Origin of the sequence: Nocardia sp. AB354, from assembly GCF_049538315.1 — a bacterium.
Classification (GTDB): Bacteria; Actinomycetota; Actinomycetes; order Mycobacteriales; family Mycobacteriaceae; genus Nocardia; species Nocardia nova.
The window spans coordinates 52,413-78,730 of record NZ_JBMVFU010000003.1; the positions used below are offsets into that span (position 1 = coordinate 52,413).

The 26,318-nt window shown below is 66.9% G+C and carries 20 protein-coding genes; 12 read left to right on the plus strand and 8 right to left on the minus strand.

Annotated features, from left to right (window positions below):
- Nucleotides 1–98: 98 nt before the first annotated feature.
- Genes ACPCUW_RS05130 through ACPCUW_RS05155 form a run of 6 tightly spaced genes read right to left on the minus strand, consistent with a single transcriptional unit; the run spans nucleotide 99 to nucleotide 8,027 of the window.
- A complete protein-coding gene (locus ACPCUW_RS05130; protein ID WP_305779658.1) occupies nucleotides 99–695 on the minus strand; it encodes a hypothetical protein in 597 nt (198 codons plus the stop codon).
- A 56-nt stretch (nucleotides 696–751) separates the two neighbouring features.
- Nucleotides 752–2,422 (minus strand): ABC transporter family substrate-binding protein, encoded by a 1,671-nt coding sequence (locus ACPCUW_RS05135; RefSeq protein WP_030516784.1) that lies wholly within the window; start codon nucleotides 2,420–2,422, stop codon nucleotides 752–754.
- A 31-nt stretch (nucleotides 2,423–2,453) separates the two neighbouring features.
- Complete coding sequence (locus tag ACPCUW_RS05140; RefSeq protein WP_423424028.1) at nucleotides 2,454–4,124, minus strand: ABC transporter family substrate-binding protein; 1,671 nt, start codon at nucleotides 4,122–4,124, stop codon at nucleotides 2,454–2,456.
- A gap of 15 nt (nucleotides 4,125–4,139) precedes the next feature.
- On the minus strand, nucleotides 4,140–6,026 hold the full coding sequence (locus tag ACPCUW_RS05145; protein ID WP_063016416.1) for an ABC transporter ATP-binding protein: 1,887 nt from the start codon (nucleotides 6,024–6,026) through the stop codon (nucleotides 4,140–4,142).
- Nucleotides 6,023–7,036 carry an ABC transporter permease gene (locus ACPCUW_RS05150; protein WP_051756644.1) on the minus strand — a complete coding sequence of 338 codons (1,014 nt, stop codon included), beginning with the start codon at nucleotides 7,034–7,036 and terminating at the stop codon, nucleotides 6,023–6,025. Before ACPCUW_RS05150 ends, ACPCUW_RS05145 begins: the two co-directional genes overlap by 4 nt.
- Nucleotides 7,037–7,049: 13 nt before the next feature.
- Nucleotides 7,050–8,027 (minus strand): ABC transporter permease, encoded by a 978-nt coding sequence (locus ACPCUW_RS05155; RefSeq protein WP_030516788.1) that lies wholly within the window; start codon nucleotides 8,025–8,027, stop codon nucleotides 7,050–7,052.
- A 172-nt stretch (nucleotides 8,028–8,199) separates the two neighbouring features.
- On the opposite strand from ACPCUW_RS05155, the gene ACPCUW_RS05160 reads away from it, so the two are divergent.
- Complete coding sequence (locus ACPCUW_RS05160; protein WP_063016453.1) at nucleotides 8,200–9,003, plus strand: Cof-type HAD-IIB family hydrolase; 804 nt, start codon at nucleotides 8,200–8,202, stop codon at nucleotides 9,001–9,003.
- Between the two features lie 118 nt (nucleotides 9,004–9,121).
- On the opposite strand, the gene ACPCUW_RS05165 is transcribed toward ACPCUW_RS05160, so the two are convergent.
- Nucleotides 9,122–11,368 carry an N-acetylmuramoyl-L-alanine amidase gene (locus ACPCUW_RS05165; RefSeq protein WP_423423825.1) on the minus strand — a complete coding sequence of 749 codons (2,247 nt, stop codon included), beginning with the start codon at nucleotides 11,366–11,368 and terminating at the stop codon, nucleotides 9,122–9,124.
- A gap of 219 nt (nucleotides 11,369–11,587) precedes the next feature.
- On the opposite strand from ACPCUW_RS05165, the gene ACPCUW_RS05170 reads away from it, so the two are divergent.
- Entirely contained in the window at nucleotides 11,588–13,282 is a 1,695-nt protein-coding gene (locus ACPCUW_RS05170; RefSeq protein ID WP_423423826.1) for a SpoIID/LytB domain-containing protein, read from the plus strand.
- Between the two features lie 105 nt (nucleotides 13,283–13,387).
- On the opposite strand, the gene ACPCUW_RS05175 is transcribed toward ACPCUW_RS05170, so the two are convergent.
- Nucleotides 13,388–13,888, minus strand: a complete 501-nt coding sequence (locus tag ACPCUW_RS05175; RefSeq protein WP_063023851.1) for a MarR family winged helix-turn-helix transcriptional regulator — start codon at nucleotides 13,886–13,888, stop codon at nucleotides 13,388–13,390.
- A 107-nt stretch (nucleotides 13,889–13,995) separates the two neighbouring features.
- On the opposite strand from ACPCUW_RS05175, the gene ACPCUW_RS05180 reads away from it, so the two are divergent.
- From ACPCUW_RS05180 to ACPCUW_RS05225, 10 genes are all read left to right on the plus strand, one after another.
- Nucleotides 13,996–15,006 carry an EamA family transporter gene (locus tag ACPCUW_RS05180; protein ID WP_423423827.1) on the plus strand — a complete coding sequence of 337 codons (1,011 nt, stop codon included), beginning with the start codon at nucleotides 13,996–13,998 and terminating at the stop codon, nucleotides 15,004–15,006.
- A 23-nt stretch (nucleotides 15,007–15,029) separates the two neighbouring features.
- Entirely contained in the window at nucleotides 15,030–15,668 is a 639-nt protein-coding gene (locus ACPCUW_RS05185; protein ID WP_423423828.1) for an NAD(P)-dependent oxidoreductase, read from the plus strand.
- Nucleotides 15,669–15,847: 179 nt separating this feature from the next.
- Nucleotides 15,848–16,450, plus strand: a complete 603-nt coding sequence (locus tag ACPCUW_RS05190; protein WP_063016855.1) for a hypothetical protein — start codon at nucleotides 15,848–15,850, stop codon at nucleotides 16,448–16,450.
- Nucleotides 16,451–16,700: 250 nt separating this feature from the next.
- The gene (gene glf / locus ACPCUW_RS05195) at nucleotides 16,701–17,903 is read left to right on the plus strand and encodes a UDP-galactopyranose mutase (RefSeq protein WP_423423829.1); all 1,203 of its coding nucleotides are present in this window, start codon (nucleotides 16,701–16,703) and stop codon (nucleotides 17,901–17,903) included.
- 37 nt (nucleotides 17,904–17,940) lie between these two features.
- Nucleotides 17,941–19,896 carry a glycosyltransferase gene (locus ACPCUW_RS05200; RefSeq protein ID WP_423423830.1) on the plus strand — a complete coding sequence of 652 codons (1,956 nt, stop codon included), beginning with the start codon at nucleotides 17,941–17,943 and terminating at the stop codon, nucleotides 19,894–19,896.
- A 62-nt stretch (nucleotides 19,897–19,958) separates the two neighbouring features.
- Nucleotides 19,959–20,492, plus strand: a complete 534-nt coding sequence (locus ACPCUW_RS05205) for a phosphatase PAP2 family protein (RefSeq protein ID WP_030516798.1) — start codon at nucleotides 19,959–19,961, stop codon at nucleotides 20,490–20,492.
- A 1-nt stretch (nucleotide 20,493) separates the two neighbouring features.
- Nucleotides 20,494–21,441 carry a decaprenyl-phosphate phosphoribosyltransferase gene (locus ACPCUW_RS05210; protein WP_030516799.1) on the plus strand — a complete coding sequence of 316 codons (948 nt, stop codon included), beginning with the start codon at nucleotides 20,494–20,496 and terminating at the stop codon, nucleotides 21,439–21,441.
- A gap of 4 nt (nucleotides 21,442–21,445) precedes the next feature.
- Nucleotides 21,446–23,404 (plus strand): flagellar motor control protein ZomB, encoded by a 1,959-nt coding sequence (zomB, locus tag ACPCUW_RS05215; protein WP_423423831.1) that lies wholly within the window; start codon nucleotides 21,446–21,448, stop codon nucleotides 23,402–23,404.
- A 288-nt stretch (nucleotides 23,405–23,692) separates the two neighbouring features.
- Complete coding sequence (locus ACPCUW_RS05220; RefSeq protein WP_245658854.1) at nucleotides 23,693–24,697, plus strand: alpha/beta hydrolase; 1,005 nt, start codon at nucleotides 23,693–23,695, stop codon at nucleotides 24,695–24,697.
- 368 nt (nucleotides 24,698–25,065) lie between these two features.
- On the plus strand, nucleotides 25,066–26,076 hold the full coding sequence (locus ACPCUW_RS05225; RefSeq protein ID WP_423423832.1) for an alpha/beta hydrolase: 1,011 nt from the start codon (nucleotides 25,066–25,068) through the stop codon (nucleotides 26,074–26,076).
- Nucleotides 26,077–26,318: the final 242 nt, after the last annotated feature.

Consider the following 26,318-nt stretch of genomic DNA (forward strand, 5'->3'; position numbering starts at 1 on the left):
CCGATGCTATGTGAGAGCCCATCGATGGTCCAGGTGGCGGTCGGCCGCTGCCCGGGATGCCGAGTCGGCCGCGGGCGACCGCGACGGGACTGTGGGGATCAGCTCGGGTCGGACCCGCGGATGGCGGCGAACCAGGTGGCGGTGGCGGCGGCTACCACTGTCGCTCCGGCGAAGGCGGGGACGCCGCCGCCGGCGACATATATCCAGAACAGGCCGGCGAAGGGGGCGACGACGGCGAACTGGGCGTCGAGGAGCAGGCGGCGGCCCAGGCGGGTGGACGCGGCGGCGTGGGAGGGGCCGTCGGGGTCGGGGCGGGTCGGGTTGTCGATCAGGCGGCCTTGCGGTTCGGAGTCGCGGGCGGCGCCGGACGGGAACAGGCGGCGACCGTTCACGACCACGGTGGCGTCGCAGGTGGCATCGGATTCCGTCAGGCCGACGAGTGCCGGATCGAAATAGACCGGCAGCCAGTTGGTTCGGCCCTCCGAGCTGAGTTCGAGCCACGATCGGCTCAGCAACCGGTTCTGCTGGCGTACCCGCTTCACCCGGAACGTCCCCGCCGGAATCGTGCGCCACGGTGCCACCCCGAACGCCACCGCGAGACGAAACCCGCTGTACAACACCACAACCAGTGCGACCGCCGCCAACATGGCCAACTGCTCCGAATCGGCGAACGGCGCCCAGGCGATGCAGATCACCAGGGCGCCGATCGTGGTGAGAACCGGATAGGCCAGGGGATGGCCGGTACCGGAAATCACTTCAGGTAGCCGACTTTCGTCCAGTCGAGGGTGGCCAGGCCGCGCGCGCCGTAGTTGGCGAGATTGGAACGGGTCGCGACGATGCCGGGCGACTGCAGCAGCGGGAGCGAATGGCCCTCGGCGAAGATCTGGCGGTCGACCTGATTGGCCAGATCGATGGCCTTGTTCGGGTCCAATTCCGAGACGGTCTTCTCGATCAGATCGTTGAGTTCCGGGGAACCGATGTGGCCGTAATTGCCCTGCCAGTTGTTCGGGTCGTATCCCCAGATCTGGCTGATGCTGCCCAAGGGGAACGGGTCACCGACCCAGGAGAACTGCGCCAGATCGAAATCGCCCTTCTGGAACACATTCGTGAACAGCCCCTGTCCCGGCCGAGTGTCGATCGTGAGTTTCACGCCGATCTTGGCGAGATTCTGCTGCATGATCTGCGCCATCTGCACCCAGGACGGATCGTTGTACATCACATCGCGGATCTCGAGTTTGCGGCCGTCCTTCACGCGCACGTCACCCTGCAATTTCCAGCCGAGCGCGTCGAGTTCGCGGGCGGCGGCATCCGGGTCGTAGGGCAGGGCGTTGTTCTGGTAGCCCTTCTGCCCCTCCAGGTAGATGTGGTTGTTCAGTGGTTTGGGCTCGGCGACGAGTCCGTTCTGAATGGCATTCGCGATACCCTGCCGATCGATCGCCTTGGAGACGGCGACGCGAACCTTGGGATCCTCCAGAATCGACCCGGGGGCGCCGTTGAATGTGAGATGCGACCACTGCAACGCCGGCGCGCGACGGATGGAGACATTCGGAACGCCCTGAGCCGTCAGCAGATCGCCGCGACTACCGATTCCGATCGCGTCGAGTTCGTCGTTCTGCAATGCGGGGACCAGCGCCGCCGAATCGAGCACGCTGAAATTGACGGTGTCGAGTTTCGGCGTCGCGCCCCACCATTTCGGGTTGCGCCCCAGCGTGATACGCCCTTGAGTTCGATCGGTGGACTGGATGACGAACGGTCCGGCCGTCACCTTGATCCCGTCGACGAGACTCTTGTTGAACGCCTCCGGATTCGAGGTCACCGACTTCGGGTACAGCAGGCTGTTGCCGGAGAACTGGCCCTGCCATTCACCGAAATGCTTGTTGAATGTCAGCACCGCCTGGCGGTCGTCGACGCCGCGCTCGACCTTCGCGACCCGATCGAAACCCATATTGTTGGCGATCAGATACTCCGGGTTGCGACCGCTCAGCGCCTCGGCTTGAGAGGCGATGTCCTCCCACGTGATCGGCGTCCCGTCCGTCCACACCGCCTTCGGGTTGATGGTGTAGGTGACGGTTTGCGGATCGGTGCCGGTCAACTCGACGTTGGTGAAGTAGTCGGTGTTGAGATGCGTGCCGCCGGCGGCATCGATGGTGAATGCCTGGGGCATCATCGGCCGCTCGACCGCGGTGATGTCGTAGTTGTTGCCGTCGATCTGAAGGGTGTTCCAGTTCGGCGGGAATTCCGAGATCGCCAACCGTAGATTGCCGCCGTCGCGAAGGTCGGCGACGTCGTGCGGGTTGATGTCGTTGGTCGTGCCGAGGTCGGAACTCCCGGTCCCGGTCGTGGAGCCCGAACACCCCGACAGCAGCAATCCGAACGCGACCGCGGGGATCGCGAGCCGGGTTATTGTCGAACGAATCCGCATGGTTTCGTTCTCCTTTCGTCGGGACGGGCGGCTAACTGACGAAGCCGATCTTGGTGTAGTCGTAGGTGGCCAGGCCGGGAGCCCCGTAGTTGGCGACGGTGGTCCGTACGCCGTAGTTGCCCGGATCCTGGGTGAGCGGCAGCGAGAAACCCTCTTCGAAAACCTTGCGGTCCACCTGGTTCGCGAGTTCGATGGCCTTCTTCGGATCCAATTCACTGAGGGTCTGCTCGATCAGTGCGTTCAACTCCGGGGAGCCGATGCGACCGAAATTGCTCTGCTCGTCATCGGGGTGGTAGGCGTAGATCTGCGGGATGCTCCCGAACGGGAATGCGTCACCCGAGAACTGGAACTGCGCGATATCGAAATCGCCGGGGATCATCGCGTCGGTGAAGAAACCCTGGCGTTGCCGGGTGGCGATGGTCAGCTTCACGCCGACCTTCGCGAGGTCGCCCTGGACGATCTGCGCGACCCGAACCCAGGTGGGGTCGTTGTACATCACATCGCGAATCTCGAGGCGGCGGCCGTCTTTCACCCGCACATCGCCCTGCTGTTTCCAGCCCAGTGCGTCGAGTTCGCGCGCTGCGGCCGCGGGATCGTAGGGCAGGCTGTTGTCCTGATAACCCTCTTGTCCCTGGACGAAGATGTGATTGTTCAACGGCTTCGGATTCGACACCAGACCGTTTTCGATCGCATTCGCGATGCCCTGCCGATCGATAGCCTTCGATATCGCCACCCGCAGTGCGGGATCCGCCAGAATCGAACCGGGCGCGCCGTTGAAGGTGATGTGCCGCCACAGATTTCCCGGGGCGTGGCGTACGACCAGTTCGGAACCGCTGCGCACGGTCGCCAGATCCTCGATGGAGTTCAGGCGCGCGGCGTCGAGTTCGTTGTTCTGCAGGGCCGCCGCATATGCGGACTGATCCATCACACTGAAGGTGATGGTGTCCAGTTTCGGAGTATCGCCCCACCATTTCGGATTGCGGCCCAGCACGATTCGGCCCTGCGTGCGATCGGTGGAGCGGACCACGAACGGCCCGGAGGTGAGCGCGATACCGCCGGCGAGCGCGCGATTGAAGGTATCCGGATCGGCGGTGACCGATTTCGGATACAGCATCGCGTTTCCGGCGAACTGACCGCGCCAATCCGCGTAGTGCTGTTTGAAGGTGATCACGGCCTGTCGGTCGTCGACCCCGCGTTCGACCTTGTCGACCCGATCGAATCCGTTGTTGATCGCGATCTGATAGCGGGTGTCCACGCTCGACAGCGCATGGGCTTGGGAGGCGATGTCCTCCCAGGTGATCGGTGATCCGTCACTCCACACCGCCTTGGGGTTGATGGTGTAGGTGACCTGTTGCGGATCGGTGCCGGTGAGCTGGATATCGGTGAAATAGTCCTTGTCGATCGTCAATTGGCCGGTCGCGTCGATCAGGTACGACCGCGGCATCAACGGCCACAGCACCTCCCCGGTCTCCAACTCGTTGCCGTCGATGGACAGGGAATTCCAATTGGCCGGATATCCGCTGATCGCCAACCGCAGGTTGCCGCCGTCGCGCACCGCATCGCGCGGCTGCGGATTGATGTCGTTGGCGGATCCGAGGGCCGCGGGCCCGTTCGTGGTGTTCACCGATGCGCAGCCGGCCAGCGTGATGCCCACCCCGGCCGCCACTACGACAGCGGCCGAACGCAATGCCCGGGCACGTATCCTCACGACGAACTCCTAGCGCGCGACGACCGGAAGCGGAACCGCGTCGATCAGCGCGCGGGTGTACTCGTGCTGCGGCGACGCGAAAATCTGCTCGGCCGGACCGGATTCGACGATCTTGCCGCGATACATGACCGCGATATCGTGCGCGAGATTGCGGACCACCGAAAGATCATGGGAGACGAACAGATACGACAGCCCGCGTTCGGCCTGCAGATCCCGCAGGAGGTTCAGCACCCCGGCCTGAATGGAAACGTCGAGCGAGGACACCGGCTCGTCGAGTACGAGCAGTTGCGGGTCCAGCGCCATCGCCCGCGCGATATTGATGCGCTGCTTCTGCCCGCCCGAGAAATCGGCCGGATAGCGATCGGCGTGTTCGGCGCGAAGACCTACCTGCTTCAGCAATTCCGGTACCCGCTTGCGAATGTCGTCGCGGGACCGGCCGTCGACGCGCAACGGCTCGGCCAGGGCGTCGAAAATCGGCAGGCGCGGATCCAGCGAGGACGCCGGATCCTGGAACACGATCTGCAATTTGCGGCGGATATCGCGTTTGCGCTGCTTGCTCAGCGTCGCGACATCCTCGCCGAAGACCTCGATCGTGCCCGCCTGCGGCTGCACGAGGTCCATGATCTGGCTCAACGTCGTCGATTTCCCGGATCCGGATTCACCGACGAGCGCGAGTGTGCGTCCCTTGCGGACCGCGAAGTCGATGCCGTCGACCGCGCGCACCTCGCCGGTACGGCGCTTGAAGACCACACCGGAGGTGACCGGGAACGTCTTGATCAGGCCCGAAACCCGCAGCACCACATCGGAATCGGCGGGTTCCGGCGCGGCGACGCTGTCGGTGTCGTGGCGGTAGGCGGCGAACAGGTCCGCGGTCCCCACTTCGGCGGTGCGGATGCAGGCCGCCCGGTGCGCGGGCGCGGTTTCCTGCAGTGGCGGCTCCGCGGCCAGGCAGTCGTCGATCGAGACCGGGCAGCGCGGCGCGAAGGGACAGCCCGGCGGCAGGGCGTGCATGGGCGGGGGCGTACCCACGATCGGGATGAGCGGCGTCCGGGCCGGGCCGTCCATCCGCGGGATGGAACCGAGCAGGCCGACGGTGTACGGCATCCGCGGCGAGTTGAACAGCTCTGCGGCGGGGGCGTTTTCGACGATCCGCCCGGCGTACATCACCGCCACCCGGTCGGCCAGCGTGGCCGCGATCCCCATGTCGTGGGTGATCATGATGACGCCGGCGCCGGTGATGTCGCGCGCCTTGCGCAGCAGGTCGAGGATCTGCGCCTGCACCGTCACATCCAAGGCGGTGGTGGGTTCGTCGCAGATGATCAGTTCCGGATCGTTGGCGATCGCCATCGCGATCACCACGCGCTGGCGCATACCGCCGGAGAATTCGTGCGGAAAAGCCTTGGCGCGCACGGCCGGTTCGGGAATACCGACCAGATCGAGCAGCTCCACGGCCCGGGCCGCGGCCTGCGACTTGCTCATCTTCTTGTGGGCGACCAGGGCCTCGGCGATCTGATCACCGACCCGGTAGACGGGCGTGAGCGCCGAGAGCGGGTCCTGGAAGACCATGCTGATCCGCGTCCCGCGCAGCGCCGAAAGCTGCTTGTCGCCCATGCCGAGCAACTCCCGGCCCCGCAGGCGGATCGAGCCGCGGATGCGGGCCTGATCGGGCAACAACCCCATCACGGCCAGCGAGGACACCGATTTACCGGAACCCGACTCGCCGACGATGGCCAGCACCTCACCGTCGGCGACGGTGTAGTTCACTCCGCGCACCGCGTCGATGCGGCCCTCCTCGCTGGGGAAGGACACATGCAGGTCCGACACCTCCAGCAGGGGTGCGGTCGTGCTGCGCCGCGCGTCCGCCCGGTCGGCGGATTCGGTGGTGCGATCGGTCATGCCGCTTCAATCCTCTTGTCCGCCTGCTCATCCGGACCGGCACCGGAGGTTCGCGCCGACTTCCCGCGCTGCGCCTTGTCCCGCTTCGCCGCCCGGTCGGCCTTCCGGCCCGCCCGCGCGCCCTTGGAACTCGGGTCGAAGGCGTCGCGCAGGCCGTCGCCGACGAGGTTGGCGCACAGCACGATCGCGATCAGGAAACCACCCGGGAACAGGAACAACCACGGGAAGGTCAAGGCCGATTTGGTGCCGAAGGCGATCAGCGAGCCCAGTGACACGTCCGGCGGTTGCACACCGAATCCGAGGAAGCTCAGACCCGTTTCGGACATGATCGCCGCGCCGACGGCGAGAGTGGTGTCGATGATCAGGATCGAGGCGATATTCGGCACGATGTGGGTGACGATCACCGAACGCGTCGAAGCGCCCATATACCGTGCCGCACGGACGAATTCGCGTTCGCGCAGGCTCAGCGTCAATCCGCGCACGATGCGGGCACTGATCATCCAGCTGAACCCGGCCAGCAACACGATCAGCAGCAGAATCGAGCTGCTGCCCTTGGTGCGCGGGGCGAAGATCGCGATGATGATGAAGCTGGGAACCACCAGCAGCAGGTCGACCAGCCACATGATCGCGCGGTCGGTCCAACCGCCGAGCAGACCCGCGATCGACCCCGCGGTGACCGCGACCAGCGAGGTCAGCACGGCCACGCAGATGCCGATGATCAGCGATTTCTGCAAACCGTGCAGAGTCTGGGCCAGCATGTCCTGGCCGATCTCGTTGGTTCCGAACCAGTGCTGCGGCGACGGCGGCTGCAGCAGCGCGTACGGGTCGCGCTCCTGATAGTCGTAGGACAGGAACGGCGGAATCGCGAAGGCGCCGATCAGCATGATGATCAGCACGGTCGCGCCGACGACGGCGGGCTTGTTGCGCAGGAACCTGCGCCACACCAGCTTTCGGCGTCCGGCCGCAGCGGGTTCCGGCGCGCCCTGCGCGATGATCTCGGTTTCGGTCACTTTCTCGCCCCGATCATCCGACCCGCACTCGCGGATCCAGAATCGCATACACGATGTCGGACAGCAGGCCCGAAACCAGCACCACGAATCCCGCGAACACCGTGACGGTCACCACGATGTAAATGTCCTGCGCGTTGATCCCGTCAACGAGCCATTCACCGACGCCGTGCCAGCCGAAGATCTTCTCGGTGAAGGTGGCGCCGGTGATCAGCGCGCCGAGGCTGTAGGCGAACAGGGTCGCCATCGGAATCAGCGCGGTGCGCAGGCCGTGTTTGTACAGCGCACGGCGGCGGGTGAGTCCCTTGGCCCGCGCGGTGCGGATGAAGTCGCTCTGCAGCACATCGAGCATGGCGTTGCGCTGGTAGCGGCTGTAACCGGCCATCGCGCCCAGGGCGAGACCGAGGCTCGGGACGATCATGTGCTGCACTCGGTCGACGAACTGATTCCACACCCCGTGCACGGCATTGGCCGAGGTTTCACCGGTATAGAGGAATATCTGCTGCCCCGCGGCCGAATTTATTTCCAGCGCACCGTATTTCAGTAGCGTGGCCAACAGGAAGATAGGCGTGCTGAGCACCAGCAGGGAAAATATCGTCGTGAAGTAGTCGCTGAACCGATATTGCCGGATCGCACCGGCCGCACCGATCAGCACGCCGAGGACCGTTCCGACGACCGAGCCTACGATCAGCAACCGCAGACTGACCCCGATCCGGCGCGGCAGTTCCTGGCTGACCGGCTGCCCCGTCAGGGTCGTGCCGAAGTCACCGTGCACCACGCCGCCGACCCAGGTGAGGTAGCGCTGCGGGATCGGCTGGTCGAGATGCAGTTCGTGGGCCTTGGCATCGATCACCGACTGCGGCGGTCGCGGATTGCGCTGTTCGAGGCTGTCCAGCGGGCGAAATGTCAGCGACGCCAGACTGAAAGCCAGGAACGACGCCAGCGCCAGCAGCACGACATAGTTGAGCGCACGTCGTAGCAGAAAGCCGGTCATCGGTCCCCTCGGGTCGGTTACTAGCCCCTGATCATAGGGAATGGTCTCGAGTCCACCGGTGACATCGTGCACCACATCCGGTCCACTCGCAGGCGGGGCGCGGGCAAATGATTACAGCCGCGCCGGAATTTCGGGCAGGATGGAATAGGTGACGCGTCTGCCGAAGCCGAAGATGGTGGCCACCGATGTCGATGGCACGCTGCTCGACGAATGGGAACGGGTGACGCCGCGCACCCGTACCGCGGTGGCCGCGCTGATCGCCGACGGAGTGCCGTTCGTGCTGGCCACGGGTCGTCCGCCGCGCTGGATCGATCCGGTGGTCGAGGGCCTGGGCTTTCCTCCGCTGTGTGTCTGCGGCAACGGCGCGGTGATCTACGACAGTGCCGCCGATCGCATCCTGCACACCAGCACATTGGATGTGGAGAGTCTGGCGTGGATCGCCGACCTCGCCGAGCGCGTGCTACCCGGCTGCGGGCTGGCCGCCGAGCGCGTGGGCCGCAGCGCGCACGATGCCGCGACGCCGCAATTCGTCAGCTCACCCGAATACGAGCACGCCTGGCTGAATCCGGACGACACCCAGGTGTCGCGGCAGGAGGTCATCTCGGCGCCGGCGATCAAGATGCTGATCCGGCTGCGGGGAACGCCCAGCGCGGAGATGCAGTCGGCCCTGGAACCCCACCTGGCCGGGCGTGCCGACATCACCTATTCCACCAACAACGGGCTCATCGAACTGTCCGCGCCCGGGATCACGAAGGCCGCCGGCCTGAGCGTGGTCGCCGAGCGGCTCGGGGTGGACCCGGCGGCGATCCTGGCCTTCGGCGATATGCCCAACGACGTGCCGATGCTCCGGATGGCGGGGCACGGCGTGGCGATGGGCAACGCTCACCCCGAGGCCCAGGCCGCCGCCGACGAGATCACCGCCTCCAATTCGGAGGACGGCGTCGCGCGGGTGCTCGAGCGCTGGTGGGAGAGCTGAGGACCTCAGCCCAGGTTGTCTCGGCCCGAAGCAATCGTGCAAACCTCGCCGCAATCGGCGGGTTTCGCGCATGTGGGTGGAGGTTTGCACGAATAGTTCGGGGTGCCGACCTCGGCCTTCAGCCCGCCGGGGCCGGAGGAACGGGCTGGGACGGCGCCGCCGCAGCGGACTCGGGCGCGGGCGGCGCTTCGGGAACCGGACCAACCGGTGCGGGTGCGGCCGGGTTCGGCGCTTCGGGAGCGGGGGCGGCCGGCGCCTCCGGTGCTGCTTGGGCATCGGGGGCCGGTTGCGCATCGGGTGCCGGCTGGGGTGCGGCCGATGCTTGCGGATCGGAAGGCGCGGGCGCGTCCGGAGCCGTCGGCGGGGCCGGGGCATCCGCGACGGGCAGTGCCTGCGGAATCGGCTCGCCCGCCGGGCCGGGTTGTGCCCCACCGTGTTCCAGCAGGGTGGTGACGACGCCGGTGGCAGTGTCGAGGATCAGTGAGCCGAGCCGGAAATCGGCCCGCTGACCGCCGGGAACCGGATACGGATTGCGCAAAGGCGTTCCGAGCGCCCCGGATTCGGCGCCGAGCTGGACGAAGCGGTCGAGGATCCGGCCTGCCAGCTCGACGATCGAGCCGTCGGGCGCGGCGTAGACGTAGCCGTTGACGAACTTGGCGTACTGGCCGCCGTCGCCGGTCGGCGTCGGTTCGGAGGAGGCGGCGCCGAGGTGTCCGTTCGGACCGCCCTGCCCCGCCCAGTATGTGGCGATCGCGTTCGCGAGAGCCGCCAGATCCGCGTGCGCGCGTTCGTCTTTCGGAGCCGCGGGCGCGGTGCCGGCGGCGACGCCCGCGGCGATCTCGCGGATGCGATCCATGCGCGCATAGGCGGCATCACCGGGGCAGGTGGTATTGCCGACATCGCGATGTGCGAACACGATCGGCAGGTCCACCGCCGCACCCTCGGCGTACGGGGTGTAGTCGGTGCCCTCGGAGTACATGGTGGTGTGGCCCTCGGGGTCCAGTCCCGCGATCTCGGCCCGCCAGCCGACGAACTGCCCGGTGGCCTGGAGCTGGGCGTCGCTGGGCGGTTCGGTCTCGAAATCGCCCATCATCGCCACGCCCGCGGTGTTCTCGTTGAAACCGCCCGCGTGCGCGCCCTCGACCGGGCGGTCCAGACCGCCGTAGCGGCCCTCGAAGATCTGGCCGTACTTGTCGACCAGTGCGTTGTAGCCGATATCGCACCAGCCCAGCGTTTTGGCGTGATACGCGTAGATCGCGCGCACGATGCCCGCGGACTCGGCCTTGGTGTAGTCGTTGCGCCCGGCGGTGTGGTGCACGGTGATTCCGCCCAGCCCGTCGTCGTAGGTGGGTTCCTCGCAGCGCAGCGATTCGTCGGCGCCCCACTGCGCCCGGCTGATCACCTTCGGCCCGCCGCCAGGTAGCGGCGCGGCGACGGAGGCCAGGTTGTCGTCGATCGCGCCGCGCCCGGGATTGATCAGCACCGCCGAGAGTTGCGACGCGGCCTGCTGCGCCGGGTCGTCGGAGCGGCCGGCGGCCGGGGTGATCGCCTTGTGGGTGGTCAGTATCTGAACCGCCTTGGTCTCGCCGACGTAGATCGGTTCGGTGCCGCTCCGGGCGGGGGCGGCCGCGTGATCGCTGCGATCGGTATCGACCCGATCGGCCGGGAACCACGGTCCCCAGGTGCCGTCGGCCTGCTGGGCGCGGATCAGAGAGGTGGTGTCGGCCAGTTCCTTCGCGGTCAGCGCGACCATGCTGAACGGGGTGTCCCGAGTCAATTCCTTGACCTCCGCACCGACCTGATCGGCCATATCCGGTGGTACGGCACCGGGCGACAGGGCGGGGGCGGCCGGGTCGGCGCCGGGAACCTGTGCGGGGTCGAGCGGAGCGGCGATGAAGCCGGGGCCGGCGTGCGCGGGGGAGCCGGCGGGAGTCCGCGTCGGCGCGGCGGGGGCGGGAGCCTGCGGGGTGACCGGACCGGCGTATGGCGTCGGGGTCGGGGTGGTGGTCGTCGGATCACCGAATTGGGGTAGTGGGATCTCGCTGGGTAGCTGTAGGCCCGGCGGGGCGGGTAGGCCGGGCGGGACGGGAATCGACTTCGGCAGCGGGAGTTTCCGCAAGTCGGACAGGCGCAGATCGGGCAGGTTCAAACCGGTGAGTTCGCGCAGCGGCAACACGATGTCGGGAGCGGACGCCAAGGCCACCTCGGCGAGTTGCGCGGGTATCGCGGCAAGATCGCTGTCGCCCGCTGGGCGATAGTCGGGAGAGTCGCGCAGCGTCAGCGTCGCGAGCGGGGCGGCGACCGCGAGAGTCGCGACCACGGGGAGGACGACGGAACGTTTCGGACGGCGGTACGGCACGAGCATCTCCCATTCAGGTAGAACCGGTGACCGTCAGCGTGGAACAGGGTGTCGCGCGGGGTTGATTCCTGACGGATCGATGGTCACACTAGTCCCAAATGCCACAGATCTAAACCTTTGGTTGAGGATTAGGTCTAGGATAGCTCGAATGTAACTTTCCAGTAGCCGCCCGAGTGCGCGCCGCGACGTCCGATGGGCGCCGTCCGCACACCACAGGAGGGTTCGATGACCCGGACCGAAGCCGCCCGCACCGGCGCCGCGCCGCCGCCGGAACACTCGAACAGCGCACCCGCGGACGGGTTCGTGGGCGGATTCCGGAGCCGACTCCAGCGTCGGCACGGTGAACTGCTGCGTCGTCGGCGGATTCGGCGCGGCGCGCTGATCGGATTGGTCGTGGTCCCGGTGACCGGCGGGATCGTCGTCGCCTTCGCGGTGCCGATGTTCGGTTCGGGCACTCGCAACGCTGCCTATCAGGCGGCCGCGGGCCCCGGGCACGGGCGCGGGATGAGTCAGGTGGGCGCGTTCGACCAGGCCACGGCGGGCGCGACGGCCGACGGCATTCTGGCGCACTATTACCCGGGCGCCCAACTCGGAACGATCGCGCCGACCACGGTCCGGGTGCGGCTCACCGTCTACGACAAGGAAACGCTCGACGTGTACTCCGATTCCGGGCTGACCGTCGCCGGTCGGCGGGTCGTGGCGGGACAGGCCGCGCACCTGACCCCGACGCCGGACGGCGGCGCGAACGTCGTGGTGACCATCGGTTGTGACGGTGATGTGCTGTGGCAGGGCTCCACCGACGACCCCTGGGCCTATCCCGCCGACCCGGGTCCCGATCGGCCCGCGGCCGAACATCTGAAGGTGTGCGACGGCTCGAGTTTCCGTGGTGTTCTGGGTGTTACGCAGGACAACGGGCAGCCGGTGACGGTGAATCAGCTCGACGTCGAGGACTATCTGCTCGGTGTGGTTCCGGCGGAGATGGAGGCCAATTGGGCCGACAAGGGCGGTGCGGAGGCGCTGCGGGCGCAGGCTGTCGCGGCTCGCTCGTACGCCTTGGCCGAACACCGCTACCCCTATGCCCAGACCTGCGACACGACCGACTGTCAGATGTATCCCGGCACCGACAAGGAAGATCCGCGCGCGGCCGACGCGGTCCACTCCACCGCGGGGCAGGTGCTGATGCGTGACGGCCACATTCTGCGCACCGAGTATTCGGCGGCGCCCGGCGGCGGGCAGCCGATCGACATCACTACTCTCGAGGTCGGGCCGACACCCGCGGAACTGGAAGCGGCGCCCGGCGCTCCGGCCGCTCCCGCCCCGGCGGCACCCGAACAAGCGGTGCCCGAGCAGGCGGTGCCCGAACAAGCGGTGCGCGGCAATACCGCCATCGATGCGAAGTATGCCGAAAGTGGCGGCGCGGCAGGGCCTTTGGGCGATCCGATGGGTCCGGAGTCGTTGTTGCCGGGCAAGGTCGGAACCTTCCGCCTGTACAAGGGTGGCGTCATCATCGCGACCCCGACCCTCGGTGCCCAGATCGTCGATTACGCCCGCCTGCTGCAGATCGCGCCGCAGGTCAGCCAGAGCGCGGGGGAGGGCGCCGGGGTGCAGGCCGCGGCTCCCGGCGGCACCCGCACCCCGGGGACGGCGGCGACTCCCACCCCGCCACCGGCTCCCAGCGGGCAGAATGCGGGCACCGGACCCGGCCCTGCGGACTCCGTCGGTACTCCGGCTGCCGCGCCCGGCAGTTCGGCTGCCGCGCCCGGCACTTCGGCTGCTGCGACCGGCGCTTCGGCTGCCGCGACCGGCGCTCCGGCTGCCGCGACCGGCGCTCCGGCCGACTCGTCGGCAGCGGGTATCGCGGCGCCCGACCACACCGCGCCCGTGCCGGAGGCAGCCGCGCCGCAGCAGATTCCGGGTTAGCGGACTGCACCTGGCGTGTCCGATGTGGCGCGGCCGGGTTCGCCGACGCCGCCGGTCTCGCCCGCATCCGGGACCGGATCGTCGGCGCTGCGGTAGTAGTCCCGCTCAGCCCAGCGAGGTGTCGTCCAGTGATTCGGACAGTCGGCGGAGCAGGCCGGCGAGTTGGTCGAGATCGGTGCGGCTCATGCCGGACAGCAGGCGGATCTCGTTGTCGACGTGCAGCGGCATGAGCTCGTCGATCACTTCGCGTCCGCGGTCGGTGAGCTGGACTCGGATGGTTCGCCGGTCCTTCGCATCGGGAACTCGGCGGACCAGATCCTTGGCGGCCATGCGGTCGATGCGATTGGTGATCGCGCCCGAGGTCACCATGGTGGCCTTGATCAGGTCGCCGGCGGTGAGACCGTCGGGACCGCCGGAGCGGCGCAGCGTGGTCAGTACGTCGAACTCCCAGTATTCGAGGCCGTAGCGGGCGAAGAAGTCCTTCATCTCGCGCTCGAGCCGTCGGCCCAAGCGCTTCAGCCGGCCGATGACGTGGGTGGGCCACACGTCGAGTTCCGGGCGGACGCGACCCCAGTCCGCGACGATCCGATCCACGGCGTCGCTCATCGGTCTCCTCTCGTGCGCAATATCTCAACGTTCAGATACTTGACATCAAGACACTCGGCGGTGTCGGATTATCTCAACGTTGAGATTATCAATGAGGAGATACCGAGATGAATCGCACCGCCGCCCGCGGTTCGACTGCCGCGATCCTCGCGATCACCGGTCTGGCCCCGCTGGTGTGGGGCACCACGTACGCTGTCACGTCCGAGTTCCTGCCGCCGGAGCGGCCGATGTTCACCGCATTGATGCGCGCCCTCCCGGCCGGATTGGTGTTGCTGGGCGCCACCCGGGTGCTGCCGCGCGGCCGTTGGATCGGCCGTGCCGCACTGCTCGGCGTGCTGAATATCGGCGCCTTCTTTCCGTTGCTGTTCCTCGCCGCATACCGGCTGCCCGGCGGTGTGGCGGCCGTATTGGGTTCGGCCGCACCGCTGTTCGCGCTCGGATTCGCGGCGCTGCTGCTGCGGGTGCGGCCGAGCGGTCGCAAACTGCTGGCCGCCGGGATCGGCATGCTGGGGGTGGCATTGGTGGTGCTGCGGGCGAATGCCGCGCTGGACCCGATCGGTGTGCTGGCCGGACTGGCCGGCGCGGCATCGATGGCCGCGGGAACCGTGCTGACCGGTCATTGGGGTCGGCCGGAAGGGGTCGGCCCGCTGGCGTTCACGAGCTGGCAGTTGACCGCGGGCGGAGTGGTCCTGCTGCCGTTGGCGCTGCTCACCGAGGGTGCGCCGCCCGCCCTGGACACCTCGGCGATCGGCGGATACCTCTATCTGGGCGCGCTCGGCACCGCGGCCGCCTACGCCCTCTGGTTTCGCGGTTTGGCTCGGGTGCCGGCCACGTCGGTCGCCTTCCTCGGCCTGCTGAGCCCGCTCTCCGCGGCGGTGATCGGATGGGCTGCGCTCGGCCAGTCGCTGACCCCGTTGCAGGTGCTGGGCATGGTGATCGCGTTGGGCGGCACGGTGCTGGGCCAGGTGGGGGATCGCACGCAGAAGCCGGCCGGACATTCGCTGTCACCGGTAACCATCGATGCGCCCGAACTCGCAGATCCCCGGCAACTTTCGTCGGCCGACACCGATTCGATCGCGCCCGAAGACCCTTCGGCGCACATCTCCCGAGTCCGCTGATTCCTCGGCAGGAGTGAAAGATCATGCATATAACCGTTTTCGGTGCCGCGGGAACCGCCGGCAGCCGGATCGTGCACGAGGCGCTGTCGCGCGGCCACGAGGTCACCGCCGTCGGCCGCGGCGCCGGGCGCCCGAATACGCTGCCCGCAGCGGCGAACTTCCGCGCCGCGGACGCCACCGAGCCGGACCGGGTGAAGGATGTCACCGCCGGGAGCGATGTGGTCATCAGTGCGACCAGGCCCCGCGCGGGGCGCGAGTACGAAATGGCGGATGTGGCCGCGGCGCTGCTGGAGGGATTGCGCAACACCGGAATTCGCCTGCTGGTCGTGGGCGGCGCGGGCGATCTGATCGTGCCCGGAACCGGCTCGACCGTCATGCAGATGCCCGACTTTCCGCCGGACTGGCGGCCGATCGCCCTGGCCTGTCACGCGCAACGCGAGGTATTCCGCAGGGCGGCAACCGATGTCGACTGGACCTACCTCAGCCCGCCGGCCCTGCTCGAGCCCGGCGAACGCCGCGGAAGCTACCGGACCGGCCTCGACGAACTGCTCAGCGACAGCACGGGCACCTCGTGCATCTCGATGGAGGACCTCGCCGTCGCACTCCTCGACGAGGCCGAGAATCCGCGCCACGCCCGCACCCGCTTCACGGTCGCCTACTGAATGTTTCGGGCCGAACGAACCTCGCGGACATTGCTTTATCTCCGCCTTAAGGATGGGCCAACCACCACGGCGACGATAGGGAGACATCCGGTGAGCCGGCTTCCCCGTGATGCGGGTTCACCTCGTACCGACGTCGTTCGCAGGCGGTAGAGTGCCTGCCCGAGAGAAGGGGGAGGCCGATGAGCTATCCGTATGGACCCGGCTACGGGGGTAATGGTTATCCGCCGGCGGGCTATCCGCCGCCCGGGTATCCGCCTGCGGGGTATCCGGCGCCGGGGTATGCGCCCTACGGTTATCAGGAGCCGCGCCCGAGTGGTGGCGCGGCGATCACGGCCGGCGTTTTCGCACTGCTGCTGGCGTTGCTGGCCGGGTTCGGAATCATCGGTTTGCTCAGTGCGGCAAGCAATCTGAATCGTTCGTACGGCTCGTACAGTTCGCACAGCAGTGGTTCGGGCGACATCTTCTATGTCATGGCCGCGGTCGACGGTCTGATCGCGCTGCTGTGGGCCGTCGGCGGAATCATGCTGATGAACCACAAGAATGCCGGGCGCGTGATGCTGGTCGCGCTGTCCTCGCTCGGGCTGCTGGGCGGTCTCGCGGGGATCGTCATGGCATTGGCCAACGGCGTGCCCGCGGCATCGATCGGTGGAATTGTCGGACTGCTGTTCGCGGTGTTGATGCTGAGCCTGACGCTGTCCGGTTCGGCGAAGCGGTGGTGTGGCGTGGGCATGCCCGCCTATCCGCCCGCCGCGTACTACGGCCAGCCTCCCTACCCGTACTGAGACGGTCGGCGGGTGGGCGCCGCCGTGGCCGGGGCGCTCGCCCATCCCGGGAGCGGTATGGGTGGCGTGTGGTCTCGGTGGGGACGGTGTCCGCGTCAACCCCCGGTGACGCCCTGGTGAACACTTCCCGGCCCCTCGCGGCGAGATTCCGCTACCCCTGCCGGTCCGCGCACGGCCGTGACCACCGTCCCCGCTACCGAGACCTACGGCGTGCAGACGCGGTGACCCGCTACGGCTACGCTGGGCTCCCGTGACCGTCGCAGCTCCCTTCGATCTGATCGTCGTCGGCTCCGGATTCTTCGGGCTGACCGTTGCCGAACGCACCGCCAACCTGCTGGGAAAGCGGGTGCTCGTGGTCGAGCGCCGCTACCACCTGGGCGGTAACGCGTATTCGGAGGCGGATCCGGAAACCGGCATCGAAATCCACAAGTACGGTGCCCACCTCTTCCACACCTCCAATAAGCGGGTGTGGGATTACGTCAATCAGTTCACCGAGTTCACCGGTTACCAGCATCGGGTCTTCGCGATGCACAAGGGGCAGGCTTACCAGTTCCCGATGGGACTCGGCCTGATCTCGCAGTTCTTCGGCCGTTATTTCAGTCCCGAGGAGGCGCGGGCACTGATCGCGGAGCAGTCCGCCGAGATCGAGACCAAAGATGCCGCGAACCTCGAGGAAAAGGCGATTTCGCTGATCGGCCGCCCGCTCTACGAGGCGTTCGTCCGCGATTACACCGCCAAGCAGTGGCAGACCGATCCCAAGGAGCTGCCCGCCGGCAATATCACCCGGCTGCCCGTGCGATACACCTTCGACAATCGCTATTTCAACGACACCTACGAGGGTCTGCCGGTCAACGGTTACACCGCCTGGCTGGAGAAGATGGCCGAATCGGATCTGATCGAGGTGCGCCTGAATACCGATTGGTTCGAGGTGCGCGACGAAATCCGCGCGCAGAATCCGGACGCGCCCGTCGTCTACACCGGCCCGCTGGACCGCTACTTCGACTACAGCGAGGGCGAACTGGGCTGGCGCACCATCGATTTCGAGACCGAAGTGCTCGAGACCGGCGACTTCCAGGGCACCTCGGTGATGAATTACAACGATGCCGATGTGCCGTTCACCCGCATCATCGAGCCGCGCCATTTCCACCCGGAGCGCGACGGCTATCCGGAGGACAAGACCGTCATCATGCGCGAATTCTCGCGATTCGCGCAGACCGGCGACGAGCCGTACTACCCGATCAACACCCCGGAGGACCGCGCGAAACTGCTCGCCTACCGCGAGCGGGCGAAGAACGAAACCGCGACGGCCAACGTCGTTTTCGGCGGACGCCTGGGCACCTACCAGTATCTCGACATGCATATGGCCATCGGCAGCGCGTTGAGTTCCTTCGACAACGTGCTGCGCCCGCATCTGGAATCCGGCGCACCGCTCACGGCCGGCGATCCCCAGTAATGTGCCACCGGCCCGTACCGCGGATGCAGGAAGTGAAATGACCGCACAAGTGACCCTCGAGGATATGAGCACCGAGACCCGCGCGAAATCCCTGCTGCAGCGCATCATTCTGCCTCGCCCCGGCGAGCCGCTGGATGTGCGGACGCTGTATCTGGAGGAATCCGCGACGAACGCTCGCCGCGCGCATGCTCCCACGCGCACCTCGCTGTCGATCGGCGCCGAATCCGAAGTGTCGTTCTGCACCTATTTCAATGCCGTGCCGGCCAGTTACTGGCGGCGCTGGACGATTCTGGAATCGGTGGTGCTGCGCCTGGACCTGTCCGGGCACGGCCGGGTGGACGTCTACCGTTCCAAGGCCGACGGTTCCCGGATCCACGTGCGCGGCAACGAATTCGCGACAGCCACGGCGGGCCGTGAATCGCTCACCGCGCCGGCCGATATCACCACCGTGGAATTCGAGGTCGATCTGGCGCCGTTCGAGGACGGCGGCTGGATCTGGTTCGACATCACCACCGATTCCGCGGTCGAATTGCGCAGCGGCGGGTGGTACGCGCCGGTCGAGGCGCCCGGTGAGGGCAGCATCGCGGTGGGCATGCCGACCTTCAACCGGCCCACCGATTGTGTGAACACTCTCGCGGCCCTCGGTTCCGATCCGCTGGTGCTGGAGAAGATCAAGGCCGTGATCATTCCCGATCAGGGCAATCGCAAGGCCGTGGACGAACCCGGATTCGCCGAGGCCGCCGCGGTTCTCGGCGATCGGCTCGCCATTCACGATCAGCCCAATCTCGGTGGTTCCGGCGGATACAGCCGCGTCATGTACGAGGCGCTGAAAACCACGGACGCGCAATACATCGTCTACATGGACGACGATATCGAGATCGAGCCGGACTGCATTCTGCGCGCGCTGGCCTTCGCCCGTTTCTCGCGCACACCCACCCTGGTGGGCGGCCAGATGCTGAATCTGCAGGAGCGTTCGCATCTGCACACCATGGGCGAGGTGGTCGACCGCGGCATCTGGATGTGGACCGCGGCGCCGAATGTCGAATACGACCACGATTTCTCGAAGTATCCGCTACGCGACCGCGACAATTCCAAACTGCTGCACCGGCGCATCGATGTCGATTTCAACGGCTGGTGGACCTGCGTCATCCCGCGCGTGGTGGCCGAGCAGATCGGTCAGCCGCTGCCGCTGTTCCTGAAGTGGGACGACGTGGAGTACGGGCTGCGCGCCCGGGCGGCCGGATATCCGACGGTCACGCTGCCGGGTGCGGCGGTCTGGCACATGGCGTGGAGCGACAAGGACGACGCCATCGACTGGCAGGCGTATTTCCACCTGCGCAACCGCCTGGTGGTCGCGGCGCTGCACCTCGGCAACGACGGCCGTCCGATGATCGTCAATACGGTCAAGGCGACGCTGAAACATTTGCTGTGCCTGGAATATTCGACGGTCGCCATTCAGAACCAGGCGATTCGCGATTTCCTCGCCGGACCGGACAAGCTGTTCGAACTGCTGCCCACCGCGCTGGGCCAGGTCGCCGCGATGCGCAAGGAATTCCCGGATGCGGTGATCGTCGGCTCCTCGACGGACCTGCCGCTGCCCAGCGGCGCCGATGTGGGCGCGGTCGGTGAACCGTCGAATCCGCTGGCCAAGATCGTCCGGCTCGGCAAGGGCGTGGCGCACAACCTGCGCAAGGCCAAGACCGAACATCACGATCGCCCGCAGTTGAACGTCCCGACACTGGACGCGCGTTGGTTCCTGCTCTCGCAGGTCGACGGGGTTACCGTGACCACAGCCGACGGGCGTGGCGTGGTCTACCGCAAGCGCGATCCGCGTCAGGCCCGGGAGCTGTTCACCGAGGCGATGCGGTTGCGCCGGGAACTGGCCGCGCGGTTCCCCGAGCTGCGGGAGCGGTACCGTGCCGCACACGCGCGCTTGACCAGCACCGCGGCCTGGGAGAACGCGTTCGGAATCAACACTAGTGAGGACAAATGACCGCCCCAGCCTCCTCCGATCCGGCCGGCGCCCCGCATTTGCAGGTGGTGGCGGACCCCGAGGTGTCCAAGCCCGCGGAGGTCAAGATCCTCAACGCCGTCCAGGGCGCCATCGGCACCCCGCCGGTGATCAAGGCCGCGCGCGGGATGTCGCATTTCGGTGAGCACGCGCTCGGCTGGATGGCCATCGGCGCCGCGGGCGCACTGGTCGACAAGTCCCGCCGGCGTCAGTGGGCCGGAGTCGCGGTGGGCGCCTTCGGGGCGCACGCCGCCTCGGTCGTCATCAAGCGCGTCGTCCGGCGCCCGCGCCCGCACGATCCATCGGTGCAGGTCAACGTGTCGACGCCGAGCAAACTGAGCTTCCCGTCCTCGCACGCCACCTCCACGACGGCGGCGGCCGTGTTGCTCGGGAAGTTGACCGGGCTACCCTTGCCTGCGGTGCTCGTGCCGCCGATGCTGCTCTCCCGGGTCGTTCTGGGAGTGCACTATCCCTCCGACGTGCTCGCCGGATCCGCTCTGGGTGCGGCATCCGCCGCAGCCGTGCTAGCCGCCGAAAAGAGATTCGCCAGTGACCGCACAGGAAAGAACCCTCGCTGATATGAGTGAAGAGCCGACCGGCACCGACCTCGACGAAGCCGTCCTCAAGGGTCCGCCGAAGACGCTGGCCGGCGGAATCGTCAAGGCCGTGCGGCCACGGCAGTGGGTGAAGAACGTCCTCGTGCTGGCGGCGCCGCTGGCCGCGGGCAAGGACGCGGCCTCCGGTGCGTACGTGCTGGCGGATGCGACCGTGGTCGCCCATATCGCGATCGCGTTCGTCGTGTTCTGCATGGCGGCCTCGGGTATCTACCTGGTCAACGACGCGCTCGACGTCGAGGCCGACCGCGCGCACCCCACCAAGCGCTTCCGGCCCATCGCGGCCGGCGTGGTGCCGGTGAACCTGGCGTATTCGCTCTCCGCGGTGCTGCTGGTCGGCTCGATCGCGGCGTCGTTCCTGGCGTCCTGGCATCTGGCCGTCGTGATGGCGGTCTACATCGGCATTCAGCTGGCCTACTGCTTCGGCCTGAAACACCAAGCGGTGCTCGACATCTGCATCGTGTCCTCGGGCTTCCTGCTGCGCGCGGTCGCCGGTGGCGCGGCCGCCGATATCCGGCTCTCGCAGTGGTTCCTGCTGATCATGGCCTTCGGTTCGCTGTTCATGGCGGCCGGTAAGCGCTACGCGGAGTTGAAGATCGCGCTCGACACCGGCGCCAAGATCCGCAAGTCGCTGCAGTACTACACACCCACCTACCTGCGCTTCATCTGGACCCTGTCGGCCACCGCGGTGGTGGTCTTCTACGGGCTGTGGGCCTTCGAAACCGATCACAAGCACACCCAGTGGTTCGCGATCTCGATGATTCCGTTTACCATCGCAGTCCTGCGCTACGCGGTCGACGTCGATGGCGGCGAGGCCGGGGAACCCGAAGAGATCGCGCTGGGGGATCGCATATTGCAGCTCCTGGCCATCGCCTGGATCGGAGCGGTAGGTGTCGCTGTCTATCTCACCTGACGAGATGCTGGTAGCGGGAGACGAACACGGGGAGGGGGCAGACGCGGAGTCGTCCGATCGCGCACTACAGCGCGATGGCGATGCCGCGCGCCGCTTTTCGGTGCTCTCCCGCACGGTATTCGTCGGTGGGGTGATCGTCACCGTCGCGTTGTTCGGTATCGGTGCCTGGCAACGGCGCTGGATCGCCGACGATGGCCTGATCGTCCTGCGCACCGTGCGCAATCTGCTGGCCGGGAACGGCCCGGTCTTCAACGCCGGCGAGCGGGTGGAGACGAATACCAGCGCGGCCTGGACGTATGTGATCTGGTTCTTCAGCTGGGTCAGCGACGCCCGGCTCGAATACGTCAGTCTGGCTGTCGCGCTGACCCTTTCGCTGCTGGCCGTCGTCTTCGCCATGGTGGGTTCGGCGCGGTTGTGGCGCCCGGTGACCCGGACCGCGCCGACGCTGCTGCTGCCCGCCGGTGCGCTGGTCTACATCGCCGTGCCGCCGGCTCGCGACTACGCCACCTCCGGCCTGGAGAACTGCCTGGTCATCTTCTGGCTCGGCGTGCTGTGGTGGTTGCTGCTGCGCTGGAGTCAGGACGAGAAGCGCGGCCTGGCAAAACTTCTCGTGGCCGGCTTCTGGGCCGGATTGTGCTGGGTGGTCCGCCCGGAGATGACCGTCATCGGCGGTCTGGCGCTGCTCATGCTCTTTTTCGCACCGGTGCCGCGTACCCGGTTGCGCCCGGTGCTGATTCGCGCGCTGCTGGTGGCGGTCGGCGGCGCGGTGCCGGTCGGCTATCAGATCTGGCGCATGGGCTATTACGGCCTGCCCTATCCGAACACCGCGGTGGCCAAGGAGGCCGGCGGCGCGAAATGGGGCCAGGGCCTGAAATATCTGTGGGATCTGGTCGGCCCGTACTACCTGTGGATTCCGCTGCTGGTCCTCGTCGTGGTGACCGCCGTGCTGCTGCGCGGGCGGGGCCGCCGGACTCCCGATGCCGAACCGTCCGGCGAGACCGGACGACGGATCCGGCTGCAGCGGTGGCTGCGCTCTCCGGCCGCGGTGGTGACGCTGATGGTCGGCGGCGGTCTGCTGCTGGTGCTGTTCAATATGCGCGTCGGCGGCGACTTCATGCACGGCCGCATGCTGCTGCCGCAGCTGTTCTGCCTGATGCTGCCGGTTTCGGTGCTGCCGGTGCGGTTGCCGGTCGGCGACCGTTCCGAATGGCTGCGGTGGTCGTTCGCCCTGCCGCTGATCGCCTGGGCCGGGACGGTCGGCTGGGCGCTGTTCGCGGCCAACACCACCGCCGACACCTCGGGCGGGCAGATCAGTGCCTCGGGCATCGTGGACGAGCGGATCTACTACGTCCTCAACAGCGGCCACGACCACCCGGTGCTGGCGGAGGACTATCTGGACTACCCGCGCATGCGGGCCATGCTGCAGGACATCGCCGCCACGCCGGACGGTGGCCTGCTGATCAACTCGCCCTCGTTCATGATGTGGTACGTCGCGCCGCCGCCGCTGCCGATTCCGCCGGGCGGGTACGGGCACACCGTCTACTTCCTCAACCTGGGCATGACCAGCATGAACGTGCCGCTCAGCGTGCGCGTCATCGACCAGGAGGGGCTGGCCTACCCGTTGGCCGCGCATACCGACCGGCTGGCCGACGGACGTATCGGACACGACAAGAACCTGTATCCGGACTGGGTGATCGTCGATACCGGTATGGTCGACCAGCATCCGTGGATGCCGTGGTTCCTCGACGAGAAGTGGGTGCGTCAGGCGCGGACCGCGCTGTCGTGCCCGCCGACTCAGGATCTGCTGGCCTCGTATCGAGCCCCGCTGACCTGGGATCGGTTCAAGCACAATGTCATCCAGTCGCTGCATTTCGCGAAGTACCGCATCGACCGGGTGCCCAAATACGAGATCCAGCGTTGCCATCTGGTGGACCCGACGACACCGCCCCCGGTGCCGAACTAGACCGCCGACGACAACGAAGAAGTCGTGTATTAGTCTCGGTTTGATAACGCCGATGTATCGATTTCACGATACGCTCGGTGACGGACGTCCGTCGGGGGCGCATCTCAGCATGCGCACGGGTGATCATTCGCAGAGAAGAACAGCGGTCGGACGGGCCGCGCTACGGGAAAGGCCGGACAGGGTATGCGAGGCGTGACTGTGCGATGGGTGCAGCAGAGACGTCGGAGACGGTCGCAGCAGCCGTCGGCGCCTCATCGAGCCGGGTGGCTCAAGCGGTCCGCGGTGGGCGTGGCTTTGGCGACGTTGCTGCCGTTCGGGGTGTCGGTGGCAGAGGCCGGACATGCGGCCGCGGCCTTCAATCCGACGGGTATCGACTTCTGGGTCGATTCGTCGATGGGCCCGATCAAGTCGCGCATCTTCCGTGCGGCCGACGGCAACACCGGACGGGTGGTGTACGCCCTCGACGGTATGCGCGCCCAGGGTGACATCAGCGGCTGGGAGAAGGAAACCAACATCATCCCGGCGTTGGTCAACGCCAATATCAACGTGGTGATGCCGGTCGGCGGTCCGTCGAGCTTCTACGCCGACTGGAACGCGCCGAGCAACTTCTTCGGCATCGACACCGGTTCGGCCGGCTCGTCCGGCTCGGCCTCGACCGGCTCGGCGATGACCGGTTCCTCGAACTACAACGAGACGCTGGGCAAGGTCAACACCTACAAGTGGGAAAGCTTCCTCACCCAGGATCTGCCCAATGCCCTCAGCTCGCGGTTGGGCTTCAGCTCGCACCGCAACGGCGTCTTCGGCCTGTCGATGGGCGGTAGCGCCGCCCTGACCCTGGCCGCGTACCACCCGGACCAGTTCAGCTACGCGGGCTCGTTCTCGGGCTACCTGAACATCTCGGCGCCGGGTATGCGTGAGGCCATGCGCGTGGCGATGCTGAGCGCCGGTGGGTACAACATCGACGCCATGGCGCCGCCGTGGGGCCCGCAGTGGTTGCGGATGGATCCGTTCGTGTTCGCGCCGCGGTTGAAGGCCAACAACACTCGGCTGTGGGTCGCGGCCGGCAGCGGCATTCCGTCGCCGCAGGACGCGGTCGCCCCGCTCGACATCGTCCAGGGGTCGCCGCTGGAGGCGTTGGCGCTGGCCAACACCCGCGCCTTCCAGGTCCGCATGATGACCCTGGGCGCCGGCAACGTGACCTACGACTTCCCGAACGTGGGTGTGCACAACTGGCACAACTGGGAGGACGAGGTCTATCGGATGCTCCCGGATATGTCGGCCAATATCGGCTGATATCAGCACGACTCACAGCCCCGCAGCGGATGTCCGCTGCGGGGCTGTGTCGTATGCGGAGCCGTCCTGACGGCCTGTGCCGCAGATCACCTTTCGGACTATTTCCGTGTTGAATCATTCGGTCGCGCTACTCGATCACCGATACTCGATTGGTATCGAAGAACCCTGCAGTACAGCGGCGAGCGCCTTCGCCGAAACGCTTTGTCTGTGTTGTCCGGAACGAGCGGTGGTTCGTGCGGTGTGGGATCGGTTGCGACCGCCGCTTCTGGCGAAAGGCCGTGTCGATGCGAATTGCGCGCAGGAAGCCGTTGCTCGGAGGAAGGCCTGGTCAGGCGCCGCGTTCGCGGCTCAGGCGCTCGGCGCTGGGCATGGCATTGGCACTGTTGCTGCCACTGGGAGTTTCGGTACTCGGCAACGGCGCGACCGCATCGGCGGCATTCGACCCGTCGGGCTTCGACTTCTGGGTCGATTCTCCGGTGATGGGCGCGGTCAAGTCCCGTATTTTCCGGGCCAAGGACGGCAACACCGATCGCGTGGTCTACGCGCTCGACGGTCTGCGGGCACCCCAGACGTTGAACGGCTGGGAGATCGAGACGAATGTCGCGCAGGTACTGACCGACTGGAATATCAACGTGGTCATGCCGGTCGGCGGCCAATCCAGTTTCTACGCAGACTGGAATGCGCCCAGCTCGTTCTTCGGCGTCCCGCCGAGCAATTTCGGTTCGGCCAACACCGGATCCGGTGTGACCGAGGCATTCCTGGGTGGGCCGGGGAAGGACTATCGCTACGACTGGGAGACGTTCCTGACCGGCCAGTTGCGCAATGCCCTGCGTGATCGGCTCGGGTTCCGGGCCGGCCGCAACGGCGCGTTCGGATTGTCGATGGGTGGTAGCGCCGCGCTGACGCTGGCCGCGTATCACCCGGATCAGTTCAGCTTCGCCGGATCGTTCTCGGGCTATCTGAACATTTCCGCCCCCGGTATGCGGGAGGCGATTCGGATGGCGATGATCGACGCGGGCGGTTACAACGTCGATTCGATGGCTCCGCCGTGGGGCCCGCAGTGGTTGCGAATGGACCCGTTCGTATTCGCGCCGCGCCTGATCGCGAACAACACCCGGCTCTGGATCGCCGCCGGCAGCGGTGTGCCGTCGCAGGAGGACCTGGGCCTGCCACTCCCGGCGGCCGCCGACCACATCATGCGCGGTGCGCCGCTGGAGGTGCTGGCATTGGCGAATACCCGGGCCTTCCAGGTGCGCATGGCGACGCTGGGCGCGACCAACGCGGTGTATTCGTTCCCGAATGTCGGTGTGCACGACTGGTTCAACTGGCAAGCCGAGGCATACCGGATGATTCCGGACCTTTCGGCGAATATCGGCTGAACATCCGCGACATCTCGGGCCCCGGCCGAAACCGCCGGGGCCCGAGCCATGTTCGGTGTTTCCTGGTGAAATTCACCGGCGCAGTAGTTGATTCGTCATTTCACGCTGTCATTTCCGGCCGGACGCGATAGGGTCACTGCACGATTACGAATGGCGCACGGGCGGATTTCAGCCACCCGGCGGGGTCCGTGTTGCTAACGATTGGGCGGTCGAATATCGTCCAGCGAGCGCAAGTGTGACCG